The sequence below is a fragment of the Gordonia zhenghanii genome, from assembly GCF_021738965.1.
Classification (GTDB): Bacteria; Actinomycetota; Actinomycetes; order Mycobacteriales; family Mycobacteriaceae; genus Gordonia; species Gordonia zhenghanii.
This window is the reverse complement of record NZ_JAKKOQ010000006.1, coordinates 104128-118551: the sequence shown is the minus strand read 5'-3', so window position 1 is coordinate 118551 and position 14424 is coordinate 104128. Positions and strand designations below refer to the sequence as shown.

Genomic DNA, 14424 nt, shown 5'->3' with positions numbered 1-14424 from the left:
TGCATGCGCCAACCTGCCCGCTACGTATGCTCTCTATCAAGATTTGCTCAAGATCCCAGATGAGAGTCGAACCACGACCTGCGGTCGATCAGGATAGAGGGCATGGATGCGATTGTTGCCGGATCTGGCCATGTGCCAATTGCTGAGCCGCGACCGCGGTCGGGACTGCGCGCGTTAGTCGTCGAAGATGAGCCTGACCTCGCTGAGGTGATCGCCGATTACCTGCAACGCAGCGGTTTCGACGTGACGATCAGCGGCGACGGTGCCGCTGCCGTCTCAGCGGCGACCAATACCCCACCGGACGTCGTGATACTCGATCTTGGGCTCCCCTCCCTCGACGGAGTCGAGGTATGTCGGCAATTGCGCACATTCAGCGACGCGTACGTCGTGATGGTCACGGCGCGAGCCTCCGAGGTGGATACCCTCATCGGTTTGTCAGCCGGGGCCGACGACTACCTGACCAAACCCTTCAGCCCACGCGAACTCATCGCTCGCATCGAAGCCATGCTGCGCAGGCCACGGACCGGAACGACCAGCACATCCGGGGCACCGCAATGCACGAAGCGCCGCATCGGCGACCTAACGATCGCCCCCTACGCACGCGAGGTGACAGTCGCCGAAGTCCCAGTCGAACTCACTCGGACCGAATTCGACATCCTCGACGTTCTCTCGCGACGTCCCGGGATGGTCTTTAGTCGCGACCAAATACTGGCCGAATTGTGGGGCTCGACATGGATTGGTGACTCGCATGTCGTCGACGTGCATGTCGCGAGTCTGCGACGGAAACTAGGAGACAGATCTGCCATCCGCCGCTACATCCGCACCATTCGGGGCGTCGGGTACCGAATGGGCGAAGGTCGGCAACCCGAATGAGGCTCCTCTGCGGTCAGCTGAAAACCGTCGCGTCGCGATCTGGTTTTGCTCCACGCCTGTTCATCGCGCAAACCCTGGTGATCGCCGCTGGCGCGAGCATCGCCGCACTCGTCGCCTGGGCAGTGGCACCGCAGCTGTTCCACACTCATCTTGAACACGCAGGGCTATCCTCGACCTCATCGCAGGCCCACCACGTCGAGGAAGCGTTTACTTCCTCGCTCATAGTGTCGGTATCTGTCGCGCTACTCAGTTCGGTTGTCCTAGCACTGGTGGTCAGTTGGCTTATCACGCGCCTAGTCGAACGATCCATCGGTGCCGTGGTCACTTCCACAGCGAACATCGCTGCAGGTAACCATACTGTTCGCGTCCCGCCAAGCCGATTGGGCCGAGAATTCAGTGACCTCACCGGCAGCGTCAACCAGCTCGCCATTCAACTCGATACCTCCGAGGAGGTCCGCCAGCAGATGTTGTCCGACCTCGCCCACGAGCTACGGACACCCATAACGACTATCGCTGCGCAGGTAGAAGCCGCGGAAGACGGAATTCGAGTGCCTGGAGAGCAGATGTACAGCGTCATACGTGGAGCCGCCGACCGCCTCAAACGTCTCGCCGACGACATCGACGCAGTCTCCCTCGCTGGCGAAAAGCAACTTCGGACGAACCCAGAACCGACTGCGGTGAACGACATTGTCACTGCAGCGATCCGCGAAGCCCAAACGGGATTCGATAACGCGGGCGTGACACTGACCGTAGGCTCGACCGTCCCCGACTTCGTCGACGCCGACCGCGCTCGGATCGGCCAGACCTTGGCGAATCTGCTCAGCAACGCTCTCCGGCACACACCATCAGGAGGCACAGTCACAGTCAGCAGCCACCGACGCAACAACAACCAGATCGACATCACAGTCAAAGACAACGGGGACGGGATAGCCGCCGACCACCTGCCGCACATCTTCGATCGCTTCTACCGCACCGATACCTCCCGTAGCCGCGATGCGGGCGGCAGCGGAATCGGCCTGACCATCGCCCGCGCGCTTGCCGAAGCACATGGCGGAACCCTCATCGCCAGCAGCCGCGGCACTGGGCACGGAGCCACCTTCACCATGATTCTCCCGAAACAACCGCCCAAACGGTCGCCCACGGGGGATCCGCGATAGCTGGTAGACGACGGGAGCGTTGCCGATACGGTCCGTGCGACAGTCCGTCCCTCACCCCGACTTGTGCATCAGCCGCGGGAACTCCGACCGTGCACGGCGTACGTCAGGTGAGTGGCGAGCGGCAATGACGACTCCGAACTGACCTGCTCCACGGCGACGCGACTCGCGTCCACGCCCTCGAACAACCGAATGCCCTTTCCGAACAGCACGGGTGCGAGTGCGACTGTGAACTCTTCGATCAGACCCGCATTGAGGCACTGCACAATTGTCTCGCCACCGCCCGAGACGCGGACGTCCCGCTCGCCTGCAGCGGCACGCGCCTGCTCGATCGCCGCCTTCATACCACCGTTGACGAAGTGGAACGTGGTCCCGCCCAGCCGTTCCCACGGCTCGCGTGTCTCGTGCGTGACGACGAAGACCGTGAGTGGAACGGTGGCTCGTCGGGCCAGGAGTGCTCGCCAGCGTCGAACTTGCCGGCCATCAGATCTGAGTCCCGTTCTGCTGGGCATCGGCAAGGACGTGCGCAGCGAGACTGTCGAGGGTCTGCTGTCCCATCGTGATCGCACCGTGCTTCTCGATCGCCTCGTCGCGCAACTCCCTGGTCGGAAATCTACTCAGCATTTCAACGGTGGTCGCGCCCCGGTCGGCCGTGAACGTGAGGACCGATTCGAATGCGTTCGGATCGTCGCGAGACTCGCCGTGGACCATCACAATCCGCTCAGGCGGAGTGATCTCTGTCCAGGTGATCCACTCCGGGTAGTCGGTGCCGTCCGGGCCGTGCATCGTGAATCCCCAGACACCGTCGACGCAGAACTCGAAGGTCCGCGTCGTGGTGGTGAAGCCCTGCGGCCCCCACCAATGCGCAAGATGCCGCGCCTCGGTAAATGCTTCGAACACCAACTCCCGTGGTGCGTCGATCACGCGAGAGACCACTATCTCGCGGTCCGCCGCGGCGTTCGGCCCGTTCGCGTCTCGTCTTCCAATACTCATCAGTCACCCTTCGGCGTCTCGCTGCTTGAGTTCCTGGACATAGGCGTCCAGCCGGTCGAAGCTCTCGTTCCAGAACTGCTCGAATCCGCCGGTCCACTCATGAACCGGCCTCAGCCCCTGGGCATTCAGGCAGTAGAGCCTCTGCTTACCTTCCTGTCGGTCTTGTACCACCCCGACTTCCCGGAGCACTCGCAGATGCTTTGACGTGCCCGGCTGCGAAATCCCCAGTTCGTGGGCGACGTCGGTCACCGCACGTTCACCGCCGCGTAGCAGCATCAGAATCTCCCGGCGCTGCGGCTCGGCAATTGCGTTGAAGACATCAGACGTCGTTGCTGCGCGTGCCATAGCGAAATGGTATTCCCATATAAGAATATGTCAATGATCGCGTCTAGGTCGACGTCAGATACTAAGAAGCATGGTGAGCGAGCCGCCCGTTTGGCCGACTGTCGCGAATCCGAAGCGTTCGTAAAGACGCCGGGCGTTGTTGTCCGGCTCCACGCTGAGGCTCAGCGTCGAGATCGCGGTGCTGCGAGCGCTCTCGATCAGCACTTGGAGTAGGCACCCGCCGATTCCTTGCCCTCGGCGGTGCCGGACTGTTCCCATCGCCAGTTCGGGAATGTCGGATTCGACGAAGCCATAGCCGGGGTCGTCTGCGGTGAAGTACCGCAGCCAGGCCGCTCCAACGGAGGCGCCGGTATCGGCGTCTTCGGCGACAACTCCGCGGTCGCCGACTCTGGGCCATCCGGCGACATAGTGGGCGAGCTCTGGATCGTGCAGGATGTCGTCGACCGCGCCTAGTGGCCCATCGGCGCGCCAGAACGCTGCTTCGATCAGCATCTCGGTCAGGAATGAGGCATCCGAGGCGTCAGCTGCCCGCACCGTGAAATCGCTGGCCGGGCCGGCTCGGTGGTCGATGGGAATCAGCTCACGCAGGATTGACTGGCGGCAGGAAGTCTGGATCGGCGATATCGAGAGCTAGTCGAGAATCGGGCGAGTCCATACCGTCGATTCTGAACCACCGCGACGCCCCCGTCACGCCGACAGTGGAAGAGTGGCGGACATGACACAAACGCCTGGCGACGACGCGTCTGATCTGGACCTCGCGAACCGTGAGCTGCGCTCTTTGTTATCCAAATGCGAGGCAGTCGACCTCACTGCCCTGAGCGTCGGACGACGCACTCTCATGACGAACAGAATCGCCGCCCTGAGAACGGCCCTGACGTTGGTCGACGAGGCGCGCAATAGTCACTGAAGTGCGGGGCCCACGCGTCGGTCGTCCGTGCCCGATCAGGCCTGACCGGGCTTGAGTTGGATGAACAGCGCGTCGAGGTCGGCGCAGAGACGGTCACCGTCGTGCAGTGTGCCCTTGACGAACAGTTTGCGGCCGTCATGGGTCTCGACCCAGGTCTTGAGCGTCAACGGGGTGTTCAGCGGCGTCAACGATCGGTAGTTCACCGTGAGATACGCAGTCCTGGCCACGCCGCCGACCTTCAAGGCGGCCGCCATTCCACCCAGATCGTCGAAGACGACAGCGACGTGCCCGCCGTGCGCGACGCCGTTGCCGCCCAGATGGAAGTCACCGAAGCGGACCTCGGCTTCGACGCCGTCGGGTCCACCGTCTCGGACCTCGTACGGCGGGAGGGTGATGTTGCCGCGCGACGGGAGATCGATGCGTGTGCCCGACGGGCTGGTCCACTCGTCGACCAGCATGGTGTCGAGCTTCGCGTTGAGCTTGCGCAGGTCCTCGATGATCTCGTCGGCCAGTTCGTGGGTCGGGCAGGCGTACCGCACCTTGCCCATGAACGTCCGGACCTGCTCGATCATCTCGCCGTACGTCGGCCCGCCGCGCTCAGTGGTGATCTGCAGATCTGCACGGAAACCGCCTTCGAGCGGCGATTCTTCGGTGGCAGGAATGTCCCACTCGTGCTTGGAGGTCTCCGTCATCGTCTCACCGTATCCGCACTACGTCCGACGTCACCGCGCAGCCTTCGGTTGTCGGCGGGTCCGGATCGCGACATCGACAGCGACCACTCCGGCGATAGGCTCGTCTGCATGACTGACGCGAATAACGCCCCGTTCGATCCGACGCAGTGGAACCCGGTGCCCGGATTCGATGACCTCACCGACATCACCTACCACCGTCACGTCGGCGAGGGCCGCGCCAACGGCATCGTTCGGATCGCGTTCGACCGCCCCGAGATCCGCAACGCGTTCCGTCCGCACACCGTCGACGAACTGCACCGCACTCTCGACCACGCGCGCCGTTCCCCCGACGTCGGCACAGTGCTCCTGACCGGCAACGGGCCGTCGCCGAAGGACGGCGGATGGGCGTTCTGCAGCGGCGGCGACCAGCGCATCCGTGGGCGCAGCGGCTACCAGTACGCGACGACCCACGATTCGGACGTCGAAGGCGCGACCTCCGACAGCGTCGACGCCGCACGCGTGAAAGCCGAAGGCGGGCGCCTGCACATCCTCGAAGTGCAGCGACTCATCCGCACCATGCCGAAGGTCGTGATCGCGGTAGTGAACGGCTGGGCCGCAGGCGGCGGCCACTCATTGCACGCCGTCGCCGACCTGACTCTCGCTTCTCGCGAGCACGCACGCTTCAAGCAGACCGACGCCGACGTCGGGAGTTTCGACGCGGGCTACGGCAGCGCGTACCTGGCCAAGCAGGTCGGCCAGAAGTTCGCGCGCGAGATCTTCTTCCTCGGCGAGGCCTACGACGCCGAGACCATGCACCAGATGGGCGCGGTGAACCGCGTCGTCGACCACGCCGAGTTGGAGTCCACCGCCATCGAGTGGGCGCGGAAGATCAACTCGAAGTCGCCGACTGCGCAACGCATGCTGAAATTCGCCTTCAACCTGGCCGACGACGGACTGATGGGTCAGCAGGTGTTCGCAGGCGAGGCGACCCGCCTCGCCTATATGACCGACGAGGCCGTCGAAGGCCGCGATGCGTTCCTTCAGAAGCGTGAGCCCAACTGGGACGATTACCCGTACTACTACTGAGCGCCTCTATTGCCGATCGAGCGGAGTCGACCCGCCGATCGAGCGGAGTCGAGATCAGTCTCGACTCCGCTCGACTAGCGGAGGAACGCTCGACTAGCGGGTCTCGACTCCGCTCGACCAGCGACGGGGCGGCGTCAGCCGATGATCTCGGCGAGAACGCGCATGTCCTCGACGCGCTCGGCGTGGGTCGGCGCGGCGGGCGAAGCGAGGATGACGCCGACGTCCGCACCGCGGAAGGCAGCGACTCGCTCCTGCACGAACGAGCGCGGCCCGATGAGGCTCATCGCACGGACCAGCTCGTCGGGAACCGCTGCGGCGGCCTCGTCCTTGCGGCCATCCAGGTAGAGGTCCTGGATGAGCTTAGCCTCGTCGACGTAGCCGTAGCGCTGGACCAGCGAGTTGTAGAAGTTCTTACCGCGGGCGCCCATGCCGCCGATGTAGAGCGCCGAGTGGTGACGAACCGCGTTCAGCGCCGCTTCGGCCTTGTCGGCGTCCTCGGTGATCAACACCGACGCCTGGGCGACGATCGACAGTTCGCCGAGCGACGAGTCGCGCTTGGCGCGACCGGCCGCGAGTGCCGGACCGAACGCCTCGTCGACGTATTCGGGGTGGAACAAGAACGGCTGGAACTCCTCATAGAGCTCGGCAGCGAGCTCGACATTCTTCGGGCCGATCGCCGCGAGCAGCATCGGGATGTTCTCGCGTACCGGGTGATTGATGATTTTGAGGGACTTACCGAGCCCGGAACCGCCGTCTTCCTCGGTCAACGGCACCTGGTACGAGCGGCCGCGGTGCTCCACCTTGTCCCGACGCCACACCTGGCGGCAGATGTCGGCGTGCTCGCGAGCGCGGCCGAGAGGAAAGTCGTATTTGACGCCGTGGAACCCTTCGATGACCTGCGGGCCCGACGCGCCGATTCCGAGGATGAAACGGCCGCCGCTGATGTAGTCCATGCCGGCCGCGGTCATCGCCAGGTTAGTCGGCGTCCGCGTGTACATGGGCAGGATGGCGCTCTGCAGTTCCATCGTCTCGGTGCGCGCGGCGATGTATCCGAGCTGGCTGACCGCGTCGAAGCTATAGGCCTCGGGGACCGCCACCCTTCGGACGCCGACAGCTTCGAAGTCGCGCAAGTTCTCGATGGTCTCGCGGAAATCGCCTGCGTAATTGATAGGCATGCCCAGCTTCATCGTCATTGGCCGATTCTCGCACACCGACCGAGCGCTCCGACCGCGACGCCCGTCGCACTCAACAGCCCCGAAACCGACTCGGCGCGCCGTTCACCTGCGCGACACCTTTCGTACCCCGTCCGGAAATCCTTGCCGAACGCATTCGGTGACGCGCATCCATCAGGTCGGTGAACATTGCGTGAATAGGTCGGAATAGATGGTAAACACCCAGGTCGAGGCAATGTTTCCTATCCCACATGAGTTGACGTCGTATACGGTGCGGACCCCATAGTTATCGTCATGACCGCAGAGATGATCATTCTGGTGCTGTTGATCGTCACAGCCCTTGGCTTCGACTTCACCAATGGCTTTCACGACACCGGAAACGCGATGGCGACGTCGATCGCCACCGGCGCACTCAAGCCCAAGGTGGCAGTCGGTCTCTCGGCGATCCTGAACCTGGTCGGCGCGTTCCTCTCGGTCGAGGTCGCCGCGACGATCACGAAGGACGTCCTGAAGATTCAGAACACCTCGGGCGACTCCGCGGGGGCTCTCGTCGAAGGACTCGACGCCGACAAGGCGCTGATCATCATCTTCGCCGGCCTCATCGGCGCGATCCTCTGGAACCTCTTCACGTGGCTGTTCGGTCTGCCATCGAGTTCCTCGCACGCCTTGTTCGGCGGCCTCATCGGCTCGGGCCTGGCGGCGATCGGCACCACCGGCATCAACTGGCACGGCATCCTGGGCAAGATCATCGTCCCGGCCCTGTTCGCACCGGTCATCGCCTGCGTCGTCGCCGCGGTCGGCACGCTGCTCATCTACGCGATCACCAACGGCATGTCGGAGATCAAGAAGGAGCGCGGTTTCCGCCGCGGCCAGATCGCCTCGGCCTCGCTGGTCTCACTCGCCCACGGCACAGGTGACGCACAGAAGACGATGGGTGTCATCGCCCTCGCCCTGATCGCCACCGGTCACCTCGACGCAGCATCCGTCGCACACGGCCTCCCGTTCTGGGTCGTCCTGGCCTGCGCCAGCGCGATCGCGCTCGGCACCTGGCTCGGTGGCTGGCGCATCATCCGCACGCTCGGCAAGGGCCTCGTCGAGATCAAGGCTCCGCAGGGCATGGCAGCCGAAGCCTCGTCCGCCGCGATCATCCTCACCTCGTCGGTCGCAGGCATGGCGCTGTCGACCACGCACGTCGCAACCGGTTCGATCCTCGGCAGCGGCTTGGGCAGGAAGGGCGCCGAAGTCCGCTGGGGCGTCGCGGGCCGCATGGCGATCGCCTGGGTCACGACTCTGCCGGCCGCCGCGATCGTCGGCGCGCTCTGCTTCTGGGTGGCTCATCTCATCGGCGGTGCGCCGGGCGCGATCGTGATCTTCGTGATCCTCGCCGCGCTCTCCGCCTACATGTACTGGCGAGCCCAGCAGCAGAAGATCGACGCAAGCAACGTCAACTCCGAATGGGACGACGACAACAGCTCGCCGGTCCCGACGTCGACCGACTCGTCGACGACCACCCAGGCCTGATTCGCCGGACCTCGAAAGGCATCCCCATGGACATCGTCGAATCCATCATGAAGGTCCTCGCCGCAGGCCTGCTCCTCGGCGCAGGCATCCCCGCGCTGTTCGCACTCGGCATGCGTGCCGAGGCCGCGGGCGAAGGCGAACTCGTCACCAGCACCGGAGGAAAGAACCCCGCTCTCAAATACCTCGGGTACTTCCTGGTCGGACTCGCGGTGCTCATCATCATCGTCGGAATCCTCTGGGTCACCCGCCAGACCCTCCTGTACTACTTCGATCTGCGGATCTTCCCCGACTTCGCCTACAAGTGATCTGAAAGGATCATCGACCACCATGGCTCCTTCACTGTTTGAGAACGTCGTCAAGTGGATCCGCACCGGGTATCCCGAAGGTGTCCCCTCAGCCGATTACCCGCCGTTGTTCGCACTGCTCACACCGGTACTTACCGAGTCGGAGATCACCGACATCGTGCTCAAACTCGCGGTCGAGCACGGCACGGAGAACCCGGCAACGCCCGAACAGATCGTGGACGCGATCCACGCCGTCACCGAACAGGCTCCGTCGGCCGATGACATGCATCAGGTCGCGTCCCGTCTGGCGGCAGCCGGGTGGCCGCTGGCACTCGAAGTCCCCGCGACCGACTAGCCGACCCTCATGGACCGCCCATCGCTCCTCACCACGATCCGCGCGTGGCTGCGCGCCGGATATCCGCAAGGAGTTCCGCAGAGCGATTACGTCCCGCTTCTGTCATTACTGCGCCGCCAACTGACCGACGACGAGGTGAAACAGGTCGCCAGCGATCTGATACCCGGTGGCCGTGTCGGCTCGGTCGACATCGGAGTCGAGATCACCAAGGTGACCGACGAGTTGCCGCGCGACGAGGATGTGCAACGAGTGCGCGACCACCTGGCCGAGAACTCGTGGCCGTTCGACGACGATCCGTTCCCGCCACCGAAGGACCTGCCCTGAGACTCCTGCAACCGCTGGTGCTTCCGCCGAATCCCGCTGTGCTGCAAGCACGGCGGGATCTGTCGGCGCTGCTGTCCGGGGACGCCGCGTACCTGCCGCTCCCCGACACTGACTCGAACGAGGCACGTCGGCTGTCCGAGAACCTCGGTGTCGGCGAACAGATCGACGACCGCGCCGCACTGGTCGTGTCGACGTCGGGGACCACCGGAGCACCCAAGGGCGCGATGCACACTCGCGACACGTTGCGCGCATCGGCCGACGCCACCGCCGAAGCCCTCGGCGGCCCGGGCGCGTGGCTGTTGACCCTGCCGCCGCATCACATCGCGGGCCTGCAGGTGATGCTGCGGTCGCTGGCCGCGGGCCATGATCCGGTCGTCGTCGACGTCTCGTCCGGATTCGACCCGGCCGACGTCCGCAAAGGGGTCGACGCCCTCGACGGGCCGCGCCGGTACACGTCGCTGGTGCCCGTCCAGCTACGCAAGGCGCTCGAGTCGCCGGAGGCCACTGCGGCGCTCGCCGAACTCGACGGCGTCCTCGTCGGCGGTGCAGCCACCCCGGCTCCGCTCGCAGATCACGCCGTGGACGCCGGCCTGACGATCGTGCGGACCTACGGGATGAGCGAGACCGCCGGCGGATGCGTGTACGACGGTGTTCCCTTGCGCGGCACCGAGATTCGAATCGAGAGCCCGACCGACGACGGGGTCGGCCGCGTGATTCTCGGCGGCGCTACCGTGGCTCTCGGCTACCGCAATCTGCCCGACCATCCCGCGTTCGTCGAACCCGGCTGGTTCCGCACCGACGATCTCGGAGCCGTCGACGACGGCGTCCTGCGGATCGTCGGACGCGCCGACGAAGCGATCTCAAGCGGCGGCCTCACCGTGATCCCGCAAGTCGTCGAGGCCGTGATCGGCGCCCTACCGAACGTCGCCGACTGCGCCGTCGTGGGACTGTCCGACGACCGACTCGGCGAGAGGGTGGTGGCCGCGATCGTGCCAAGGGCAGACGCGACGGCACCGACCGTCGACGAGGTCCGCGAGCACGTCACCGCAAGCCTCGACAAGTACGCCGCACCCCGCGAGGTGTTCGTGCTCGACGCCCTCCCACGCCGCGGACCCGGCAAAGTGGACCGCAGACGGTTGCGCGAACACCTGAGCTGAGATCAGGCGGCGGGAGCCTCGCTGTCCGTCGTGTCACTGCCGGCCGTCGTGTCACTGCCGGCGTCCGGCACTGTCGCCTCCGCAGCAGGCGTCTCGGTTTCGGCCGCTTCAGGCTCTGCTGCTTCGGGCTCGGGCGCTTCATCCGATCCCCCTGCGTCCGAGCCTGTTGTATCCGATCCTCCGGTCTCGGTTTCGGTTTCGGTTTCGGTACTCCCACTCCCCTGGTCGCCGGATCCGGTCTCCTCGACCTCCGGAGCCGCATGGCGCGGCTCGTAGGGTGCCGCGTGACGGGGCTCGTACGTGTCGGTATCGGTCCCGGACGTCGACGCCGGCGCCTCGACCTGGTTGCCACCGGAGCCGATCAGACGGTGCTTGGCCGTCGTGGTCTCAGGCTTCGTGTCACGTACTTCCACGCCCGGCGCCGCCGTCTCCGGCGAGATGTCCTGCAGCGGGTAGAAGCTCTCGGCCTGTTGATCCCACTCGGCGAGCTGTTCGTCGCTGACCGACATTCCGAGAGCCTCGGCGATCATCAGGTTCAGTAGCGCCAACGGGTGGTAGGTGTCGTACACCTCGTACGTCGTGTTGCCATCGGCGCTGTACAGCGTCGTCTCCAGTTCGAGCCCTCGGAGGTTGGCGTACGAGTGCTTCCCGGTGCCCGCGTGGATGGTGATGAACCCGGCGGCGTCGACGAGCAATGACGACACGGGACGCAACGGATCCCACTGCCAGTTCGCGACCGGGTCACCCTTGACGATCACCTGGACGACTCGGGCCTCGCCCGTGTCCCCGGGGTCGCGGGCGCCGTCGTTCTGAGCGCCGACGAGAGCCATGATCATCCCGGTGCCCGGGATCTTCTGCAGCCCCGACTTGAGGCCCCACGGCCCCCGCGGATCTGAGACGAGGACGATCACGTCATTCTCGTCGAGCACTCCCTCGGCGTTAGCGCGCTCGACCGCATTCCCGAGCGCGTCCGCCCCCTGCGAGTAGCCCGTGTAGACGACGACTCGCTCAGCATCCTTCAGCGCTCGCATGATCGCGACGTTGGCGTCGACGCCTGCGCCGCGGGATTGGTCGTAGGTGGGCGCGAAGATCGGCAGCAGCGATGACGACGTGCCCGAACTGACCGGCCAGATCGACTGTGGATACTTGACGATCCAGTTCTCTCGATTGCCGGTCAGACCCGCCGTCCGCTCCCCCAGTCCGGTGTCGGCGGTCCCTGGAGTGACGACGACGAGCGAATTCTTCCGCTTCTCCTCATCGTCGACCCATAGATGCAGGTCGTCCAGGGCGTCCTCGAATGGATCGGCCAGCACTCCTGCATCCGCATGTTGGAGTAGTGCCTCGTCGAAATTCACATTCGCCCATGCCGGCGCTGCCACTCCCGTGACCACTAGTCCGGCCATCGTCGTGGCCGCAACCTTCCGCGTAATCTTCACAGGAAGATCTCAGCATGCTTCCAGATTCGCGGACCATCGTCCGAACGTAGGAAACTTCCAGTCACATGTCCCATGTCACACCTCCGCGGCCCCCGTCGCGGCCCGTGACGACAGTCGCCGCCCCCATGACATGCTTTAGAGCGTGGCAACCGTCAACGAATGGATTCAAGGCGCCCGTCCTCGGACGCTGCCGAACGCGATCGCACCCGTCGTCGTAGGCGTCGGGGCGGCAGCCCACCTCGGTGACGTGACCTGGTGGAAGGCAGCACTGGCGCTCGTCGTCGCGCTCGCGCTGATCATCGGGGTCAACTTCGCCAACGACTACTCCGACGGGATCCGGGGCACCGACGACGACCGCGTCGGGCCGATGCGGCTGGTCGGCTCGAACGCGGCCCGCGCGGGAGCGGTGAAGGCCGCGGCGTTCACCTGCTTCGGGATCGCCGCCGTCGCCGGCCTGGCGATCGCGATCACGACCGCCTACTGGCTCATCGCAGTGGGCGTGGTGTGCATCGCGGGCGCATGGTTCTATACCGGCGGCAAGAAGCCGTACGGCTACCTCGGTTTCGGCGAGATCGCCGTGTTCGTGTTCTTCGGTCTCGTCGCCGTTCTCGGCACCCAGTACGTGACGGTCGGCAGCGTCGACTGGATCGGCGGTCTGTCCGCGGTGGCCGTCGGCTCCTTCTCCAGCGCAGTACTGGTCGTCAACAACCTGCGCGACATCCCGACCGATCGGGAGTCGGGCAAGATCACGCTCGCCGTCCGGCTCGGCGAGAGTGGAACCCGCGGACTGTTCGCCTTCTTGCTGGCCGTCCCGTTCGTGATGACGATCGCGCTCGTCCCGGCGACGACGGCCGCGTTCGCGGGATTCGTTGCCGCTCCCCTCGCGGTGATCGCAGTCCGTCCCATCGTCTCGGGAGCTCGCGGCCGGGACCTGATCCCGTCGCTGGCGACCACCGGTCTGGCGATGCTGGTGTGGGCCCTCGCCACGGGCGTCGCGCTCGGCCTCACGTAAGCCTGGCGCGAGCTCGCCGTACCGGCCCGGGCGCTCACACGGCGGCGGGCTCTAACATCGCCTGAACCTTGGCGCGCAGCGTCTCGACGCCGGTCACCGACTCGACGACGGCGCGAGAGGCTCCGTCGTTCGCCTCGAGGATCCCGAGCATCAGGTGAGGGACGCCGATCCGGTCATCGCCTCGACTGCGCGCGAGCATGACGGCCGAGCGCATCGCGTCGCGCACCGGGCCGTTCATCCGGGCGCGACCTCGACCGCGGGGTCCGCGACGACCCCGACCGCCCTCCCACGGGCCGCCTTCCCACGGGCCTTCTCCACCGCGCGGACCACCGGGTCCCCAGCCGGGGCCGCGCCCGCCGAAGCCGGGTCCACGCCCGTGCGGTCCGCGATCGCGACCGCGGCCTTCGCTGCAGTCACGTCCGCGGCCCGGACCGCGTCTGGAGCGCTCACCCCAGCCGTCGGCGAGATCGTCGCCGAACTTCGACTGCACGGCCTCCCGGACGCGATCGAGGTCGATGCCGATACTACGGAGTGCCTCTCTGTCGTCTTCGTACCGGCCGTCGACATCGGTTGTCGACGGCTCGTCATTGTCTTCGTGATAGTCGGTGACGGCCTTGCGGGCGCCGTCGAGCGTGAATCCCAGGTCGCCGAGCACCCCGAACATGGGGTTCCGGGCGTTGCAGAGCATGCCGAGGATCAGGTGGTCGTTGCCGAACACAGGATGCCCGAGGTCTCGAGCCTCCTCGGTGGCGAACATGAACAGTGCGCGGTCGTCGCGCGAGAAACGGTCAAACATCGTTGCCGTCCTTCCCAGCCGCCGGAGCGGCCTCTCGTTGTGAGTGCTTCTGATGCACGGCCTGACGACTGACCTGGAGGACGTCGGCGATCGCTTGCCAGCTCCACCCCTTGGCGCGAGCCGAGGCCACGTGGACGTCTTCGAGGCGGTCCGCGAGTGCGCGGAGGGCCCGGACCGTTCCCAGACCTACTCCGGGATCGTCGCTGGCGGCTGTTCCCGCGACTGACGTCGCGTCTGTCGTCATTTCATCGTCGTGCATGATGTCAGGTTATGTTGACAGTCACCGGATTGTCAATATTTATTGACAACCGGATTTCGACTCCGCTCGACCGGCGGGA

General features: G+C 65.4%; 18 protein-coding genes. 9 read left to right on the top strand and 9 right to left on the bottom strand.

What is annotated here, in order from left to right:
* The first annotated feature begins 102 nt into the window (after window positions 1-102).
* The gene (locus L5G32_RS07350) at window positions 103-873 is read left to right on the top strand and encodes a response regulator transcription factor (RefSeq protein WP_237010380.1); all 771 of its coding nucleotides are present in this window, start codon (window positions 103-105) and stop codon (window positions 871-873) included.
* Window positions 870-2030 (top strand): sensor histidine kinase, encoded by a 1161-nt coding sequence (locus L5G32_RS07345; protein WP_237010379.1) that lies wholly within the window; start codon window positions 870-872, stop codon window positions 2028-2030. Before L5G32_RS07350 ends, L5G32_RS07345 begins: the two co-directional genes overlap by 4 nt.
* Window positions 2031-2098: 68 nt before the next feature.
* Here the strand turns inward: L5G32_RS07345 and L5G32_RS07340 are convergent, their stop codons facing one another.
* The 5 genes from L5G32_RS07340 to L5G32_RS07320 all read right to left on the bottom strand — a co-directional run bounded on the left by L5G32_RS07340 (window position 2099) and on the right by L5G32_RS07320 (window position 4964).
* On the bottom strand, window positions 2099-2539 hold the full coding sequence (locus L5G32_RS07340) for a dihydrofolate reductase family protein (protein ID WP_237010378.1): 441 nt from the start codon (window positions 2537-2539) through the stop codon (window positions 2099-2101).
* Entirely contained in the window at window positions 2511-3020 is a 510-nt protein-coding gene (locus L5G32_RS07335) for an SRPBCC domain-containing protein (RefSeq protein WP_237010377.1), read from the bottom strand. Before L5G32_RS07335 ends, L5G32_RS07340 begins: the two co-directional genes overlap by 29 nt.
* Before the next feature lie 3 nt (window positions 3021-3023).
* Window positions 3024-3365, bottom strand: coding sequence for an ArsR/SmtB family transcription factor (locus L5G32_RS07330; RefSeq protein WP_237010376.1), 342 nt, complete (start codon window positions 3363-3365; stop codon window positions 3024-3026).
* 54 nt (window positions 3366-3419) lie between these two features.
* Window positions 3420-3899 (bottom strand): GNAT family N-acetyltransferase, encoded by a 480-nt coding sequence (locus L5G32_RS07325; RefSeq protein ID WP_237010375.1) that lies wholly within the window; start codon window positions 3897-3899, stop codon window positions 3420-3422.
* A 408-nt stretch (window positions 3900-4307) separates the two neighbouring features.
* Window positions 4308-4964, bottom strand: coding sequence for a PaaI family thioesterase (locus L5G32_RS07320; protein ID WP_237010374.1), 657 nt, complete (start codon window positions 4962-4964; stop codon window positions 4308-4310).
* A 108-nt stretch (window positions 4965-5072) separates the two neighbouring features.
* Here L5G32_RS07320 and L5G32_RS07315 point away from each other — a divergent pair, with 108 nt between their 5' ends.
* A complete protein-coding gene (locus tag L5G32_RS07315; RefSeq protein WP_237010373.1) occupies window positions 5073-6029 on the top strand; it encodes a 1,4-dihydroxy-2-naphthoyl-CoA synthase in 957 nt (318 codons plus the stop codon).
* Window positions 6030-6163: 134 nt separating this feature from the next.
* Here the strand turns inward: L5G32_RS07315 and L5G32_RS07310 are convergent, their stop codons facing one another.
* Complete coding sequence (locus L5G32_RS07310) at window positions 6164-7216, bottom strand: LLM class F420-dependent oxidoreductase (protein ID WP_372491662.1); 1053 nt, start codon at window positions 7214-7216, stop codon at window positions 6164-6166.
* 279 nt (window positions 7217-7495) lie between these two features.
* Here L5G32_RS07310 and L5G32_RS07305 point away from each other — a divergent pair, with 279 nt between their 5' ends.
* From L5G32_RS07305 to menE, 5 genes are read left to right on the top strand one after another with little or no spacing between them, the layout of a single operon-like run.
* Window positions 7496-8722 carry an inorganic phosphate transporter gene (locus L5G32_RS07305; protein WP_237010371.1) on the top strand — a complete coding sequence of 409 codons (1227 nt, stop codon included), beginning with the start codon at window positions 7496-7498 and terminating at the stop codon, window positions 8720-8722.
* Window positions 8723-8748: 26 nt separating this feature from the next.
* On the top strand, window positions 8749-9027 hold the full coding sequence (locus L5G32_RS07300; protein ID WP_237010370.1) for a hypothetical protein: 279 nt from the start codon (window positions 8749-8751) through the stop codon (window positions 9025-9027).
* Between the two features lie 22 nt (window positions 9028-9049).
* The gene (locus L5G32_RS07295; protein WP_237010369.1) at window positions 9050-9361 is read left to right on the top strand and encodes a DUF3349 domain-containing protein; all 312 of its coding nucleotides are present in this window, start codon (window positions 9050-9052) and stop codon (window positions 9359-9361) included.
* Between the two features lie 9 nt (window positions 9362-9370).
* Window positions 9371-9685, top strand: a complete 315-nt coding sequence (locus L5G32_RS07290) for a DUF3349 domain-containing protein (protein WP_237010368.1) — start codon at window positions 9371-9373, stop codon at window positions 9683-9685.
* Complete coding sequence (menE, locus tag L5G32_RS07285) at window positions 9682-10842, top strand: o-succinylbenzoate--CoA ligase (RefSeq protein ID WP_372491661.1); 1161 nt, start codon at window positions 9682-9684, stop codon at window positions 10840-10842. The genes L5G32_RS07290 and menE overlap by 4 nt, the downstream gene beginning before the upstream one ends.
* 2 nt (window positions 10843-10844) lie before the next feature.
* Here menE and L5G32_RS07280 read toward each other — a convergent pair whose 3' ends face one another.
* Window positions 10845-12278, bottom strand: coding sequence for a PE-PPE domain-containing protein (locus L5G32_RS07280; protein ID WP_237010366.1), 1434 nt, complete (start codon window positions 12276-12278; stop codon window positions 10845-10847).
* Window positions 12279-12420: 142 nt separating this feature from the next.
* Here L5G32_RS07280 and L5G32_RS07275 point away from each other — a divergent pair, with 142 nt between their 5' ends.
* Window positions 12421-13290: a 1,4-dihydroxy-2-naphthoate polyprenyltransferase gene (locus L5G32_RS07275; protein ID WP_237010365.1), complete on the top strand. Its 870-nt coding sequence runs from the start codon at window positions 12421-12423 to the stop codon at window positions 13288-13290.
* A 34-nt stretch (window positions 13291-13324) separates the two neighbouring features.
* Here L5G32_RS07275 and L5G32_RS07270 read toward each other — a convergent pair whose 3' ends face one another.
* Both L5G32_RS07270 and L5G32_RS07265 read right to left on the bottom strand, forming a co-directional pair.
* Window positions 13325-14086 carry a Clp protease N-terminal domain-containing protein gene (locus tag L5G32_RS07270; RefSeq protein WP_237010364.1) on the bottom strand — a complete coding sequence of 254 codons (762 nt, stop codon included), beginning with the start codon at window positions 14084-14086 and terminating at the stop codon, window positions 13325-13327.
* The gene (locus L5G32_RS07265; RefSeq protein WP_237010363.1) at window positions 14079-14345 is read right to left on the bottom strand and encodes a helix-turn-helix domain-containing protein; all 267 of its coding nucleotides are present in this window, start codon (window positions 14343-14345) and stop codon (window positions 14079-14081) included. Before L5G32_RS07265 ends, L5G32_RS07270 begins: the two co-directional genes overlap by 8 nt.
* Between the last annotated feature and the right edge of the window lie 79 nt (window positions 14346-14424).

Coding starts and splice junctions, on each gene's coding strand:
- L5G32_RS07265 (WP_237010363.1), bottom strand. CDS start 14,345: ATGCACGACGATGAAATGACGACAGACGCGACGTCAGTCGCGGGAACA.
- L5G32_RS07300 (WP_237010370.1), top strand. CDS start 8,749: ATGGACATCGTCGAATCCATCATGAAGGTCCTCGCCGCAGGCCTGCTC.
- L5G32_RS07335 (WP_237010377.1), bottom strand. CDS start 3,020: ATGAGTATTGGAAGACGAGACGCGAACGGGCCGAACGCCGCGGCGGAC.
- L5G32_RS07345 (WP_237010379.1), top strand. CDS start 870: ATGAGGCTCCTCTGCGGTCAGCTGAAAACCGTCGCGTCGCGATCTGGT.
- L5G32_RS07330 (WP_237010376.1), bottom strand. CDS start 3,365: ATGGCACGCGCAGCAACGACGTCTGATGTCTTCAACGCAATTGCCGAG.
- L5G32_RS07340 (WP_237010378.1), bottom strand. CDS start 2,539: ATGCCCAGCAGAACGGGACTCAGATCTGATGGCCGGCAAGTTCGACGC.
- L5G32_RS07310 (WP_372491662.1), bottom strand. CDS start 7,216: ATGAAGCTGGGCATGCCTATCAATTACGCAGGCGATTTCCGCGAGACC.
- L5G32_RS07305 (WP_237010371.1), top strand. CDS start 7,496: ATGACCGCAGAGATGATCATTCTGGTGCTGTTGATCGTCACAGCCCTT.
- L5G32_RS07295 (WP_237010369.1), top strand. CDS start 9,050: ATGGCTCCTTCACTGTTTGAGAACGTCGTCAAGTGGATCCGCACCGGG.
- L5G32_RS07290 (WP_237010368.1), top strand. CDS start 9,371: ATGGACCGCCCATCGCTCCTCACCACGATCCGCGCGTGGCTGCGCGCC.
- L5G32_RS07350 (WP_237010380.1), top strand. CDS start 103: ATGGATGCGATTGTTGCCGGATCTGGCCATGTGCCAATTGCTGAGCCG.
- L5G32_RS07320 (WP_237010374.1), bottom strand. CDS start 4,964: ATGACGGAGACCTCCAAGCACGAGTGGGACATTCCTGCCACCGAAGAA.
- L5G32_RS07315 (WP_237010373.1), top strand. CDS start 5,073: ATGACTGACGCGAATAACGCCCCGTTCGATCCGACGCAGTGGAACCCG.
- L5G32_RS07270 (WP_237010364.1), bottom strand. CDS start 14,086: ATGTTTGACCGTTTCTCGCGCGACGACCGCGCACTGTTCATGTTCGCC.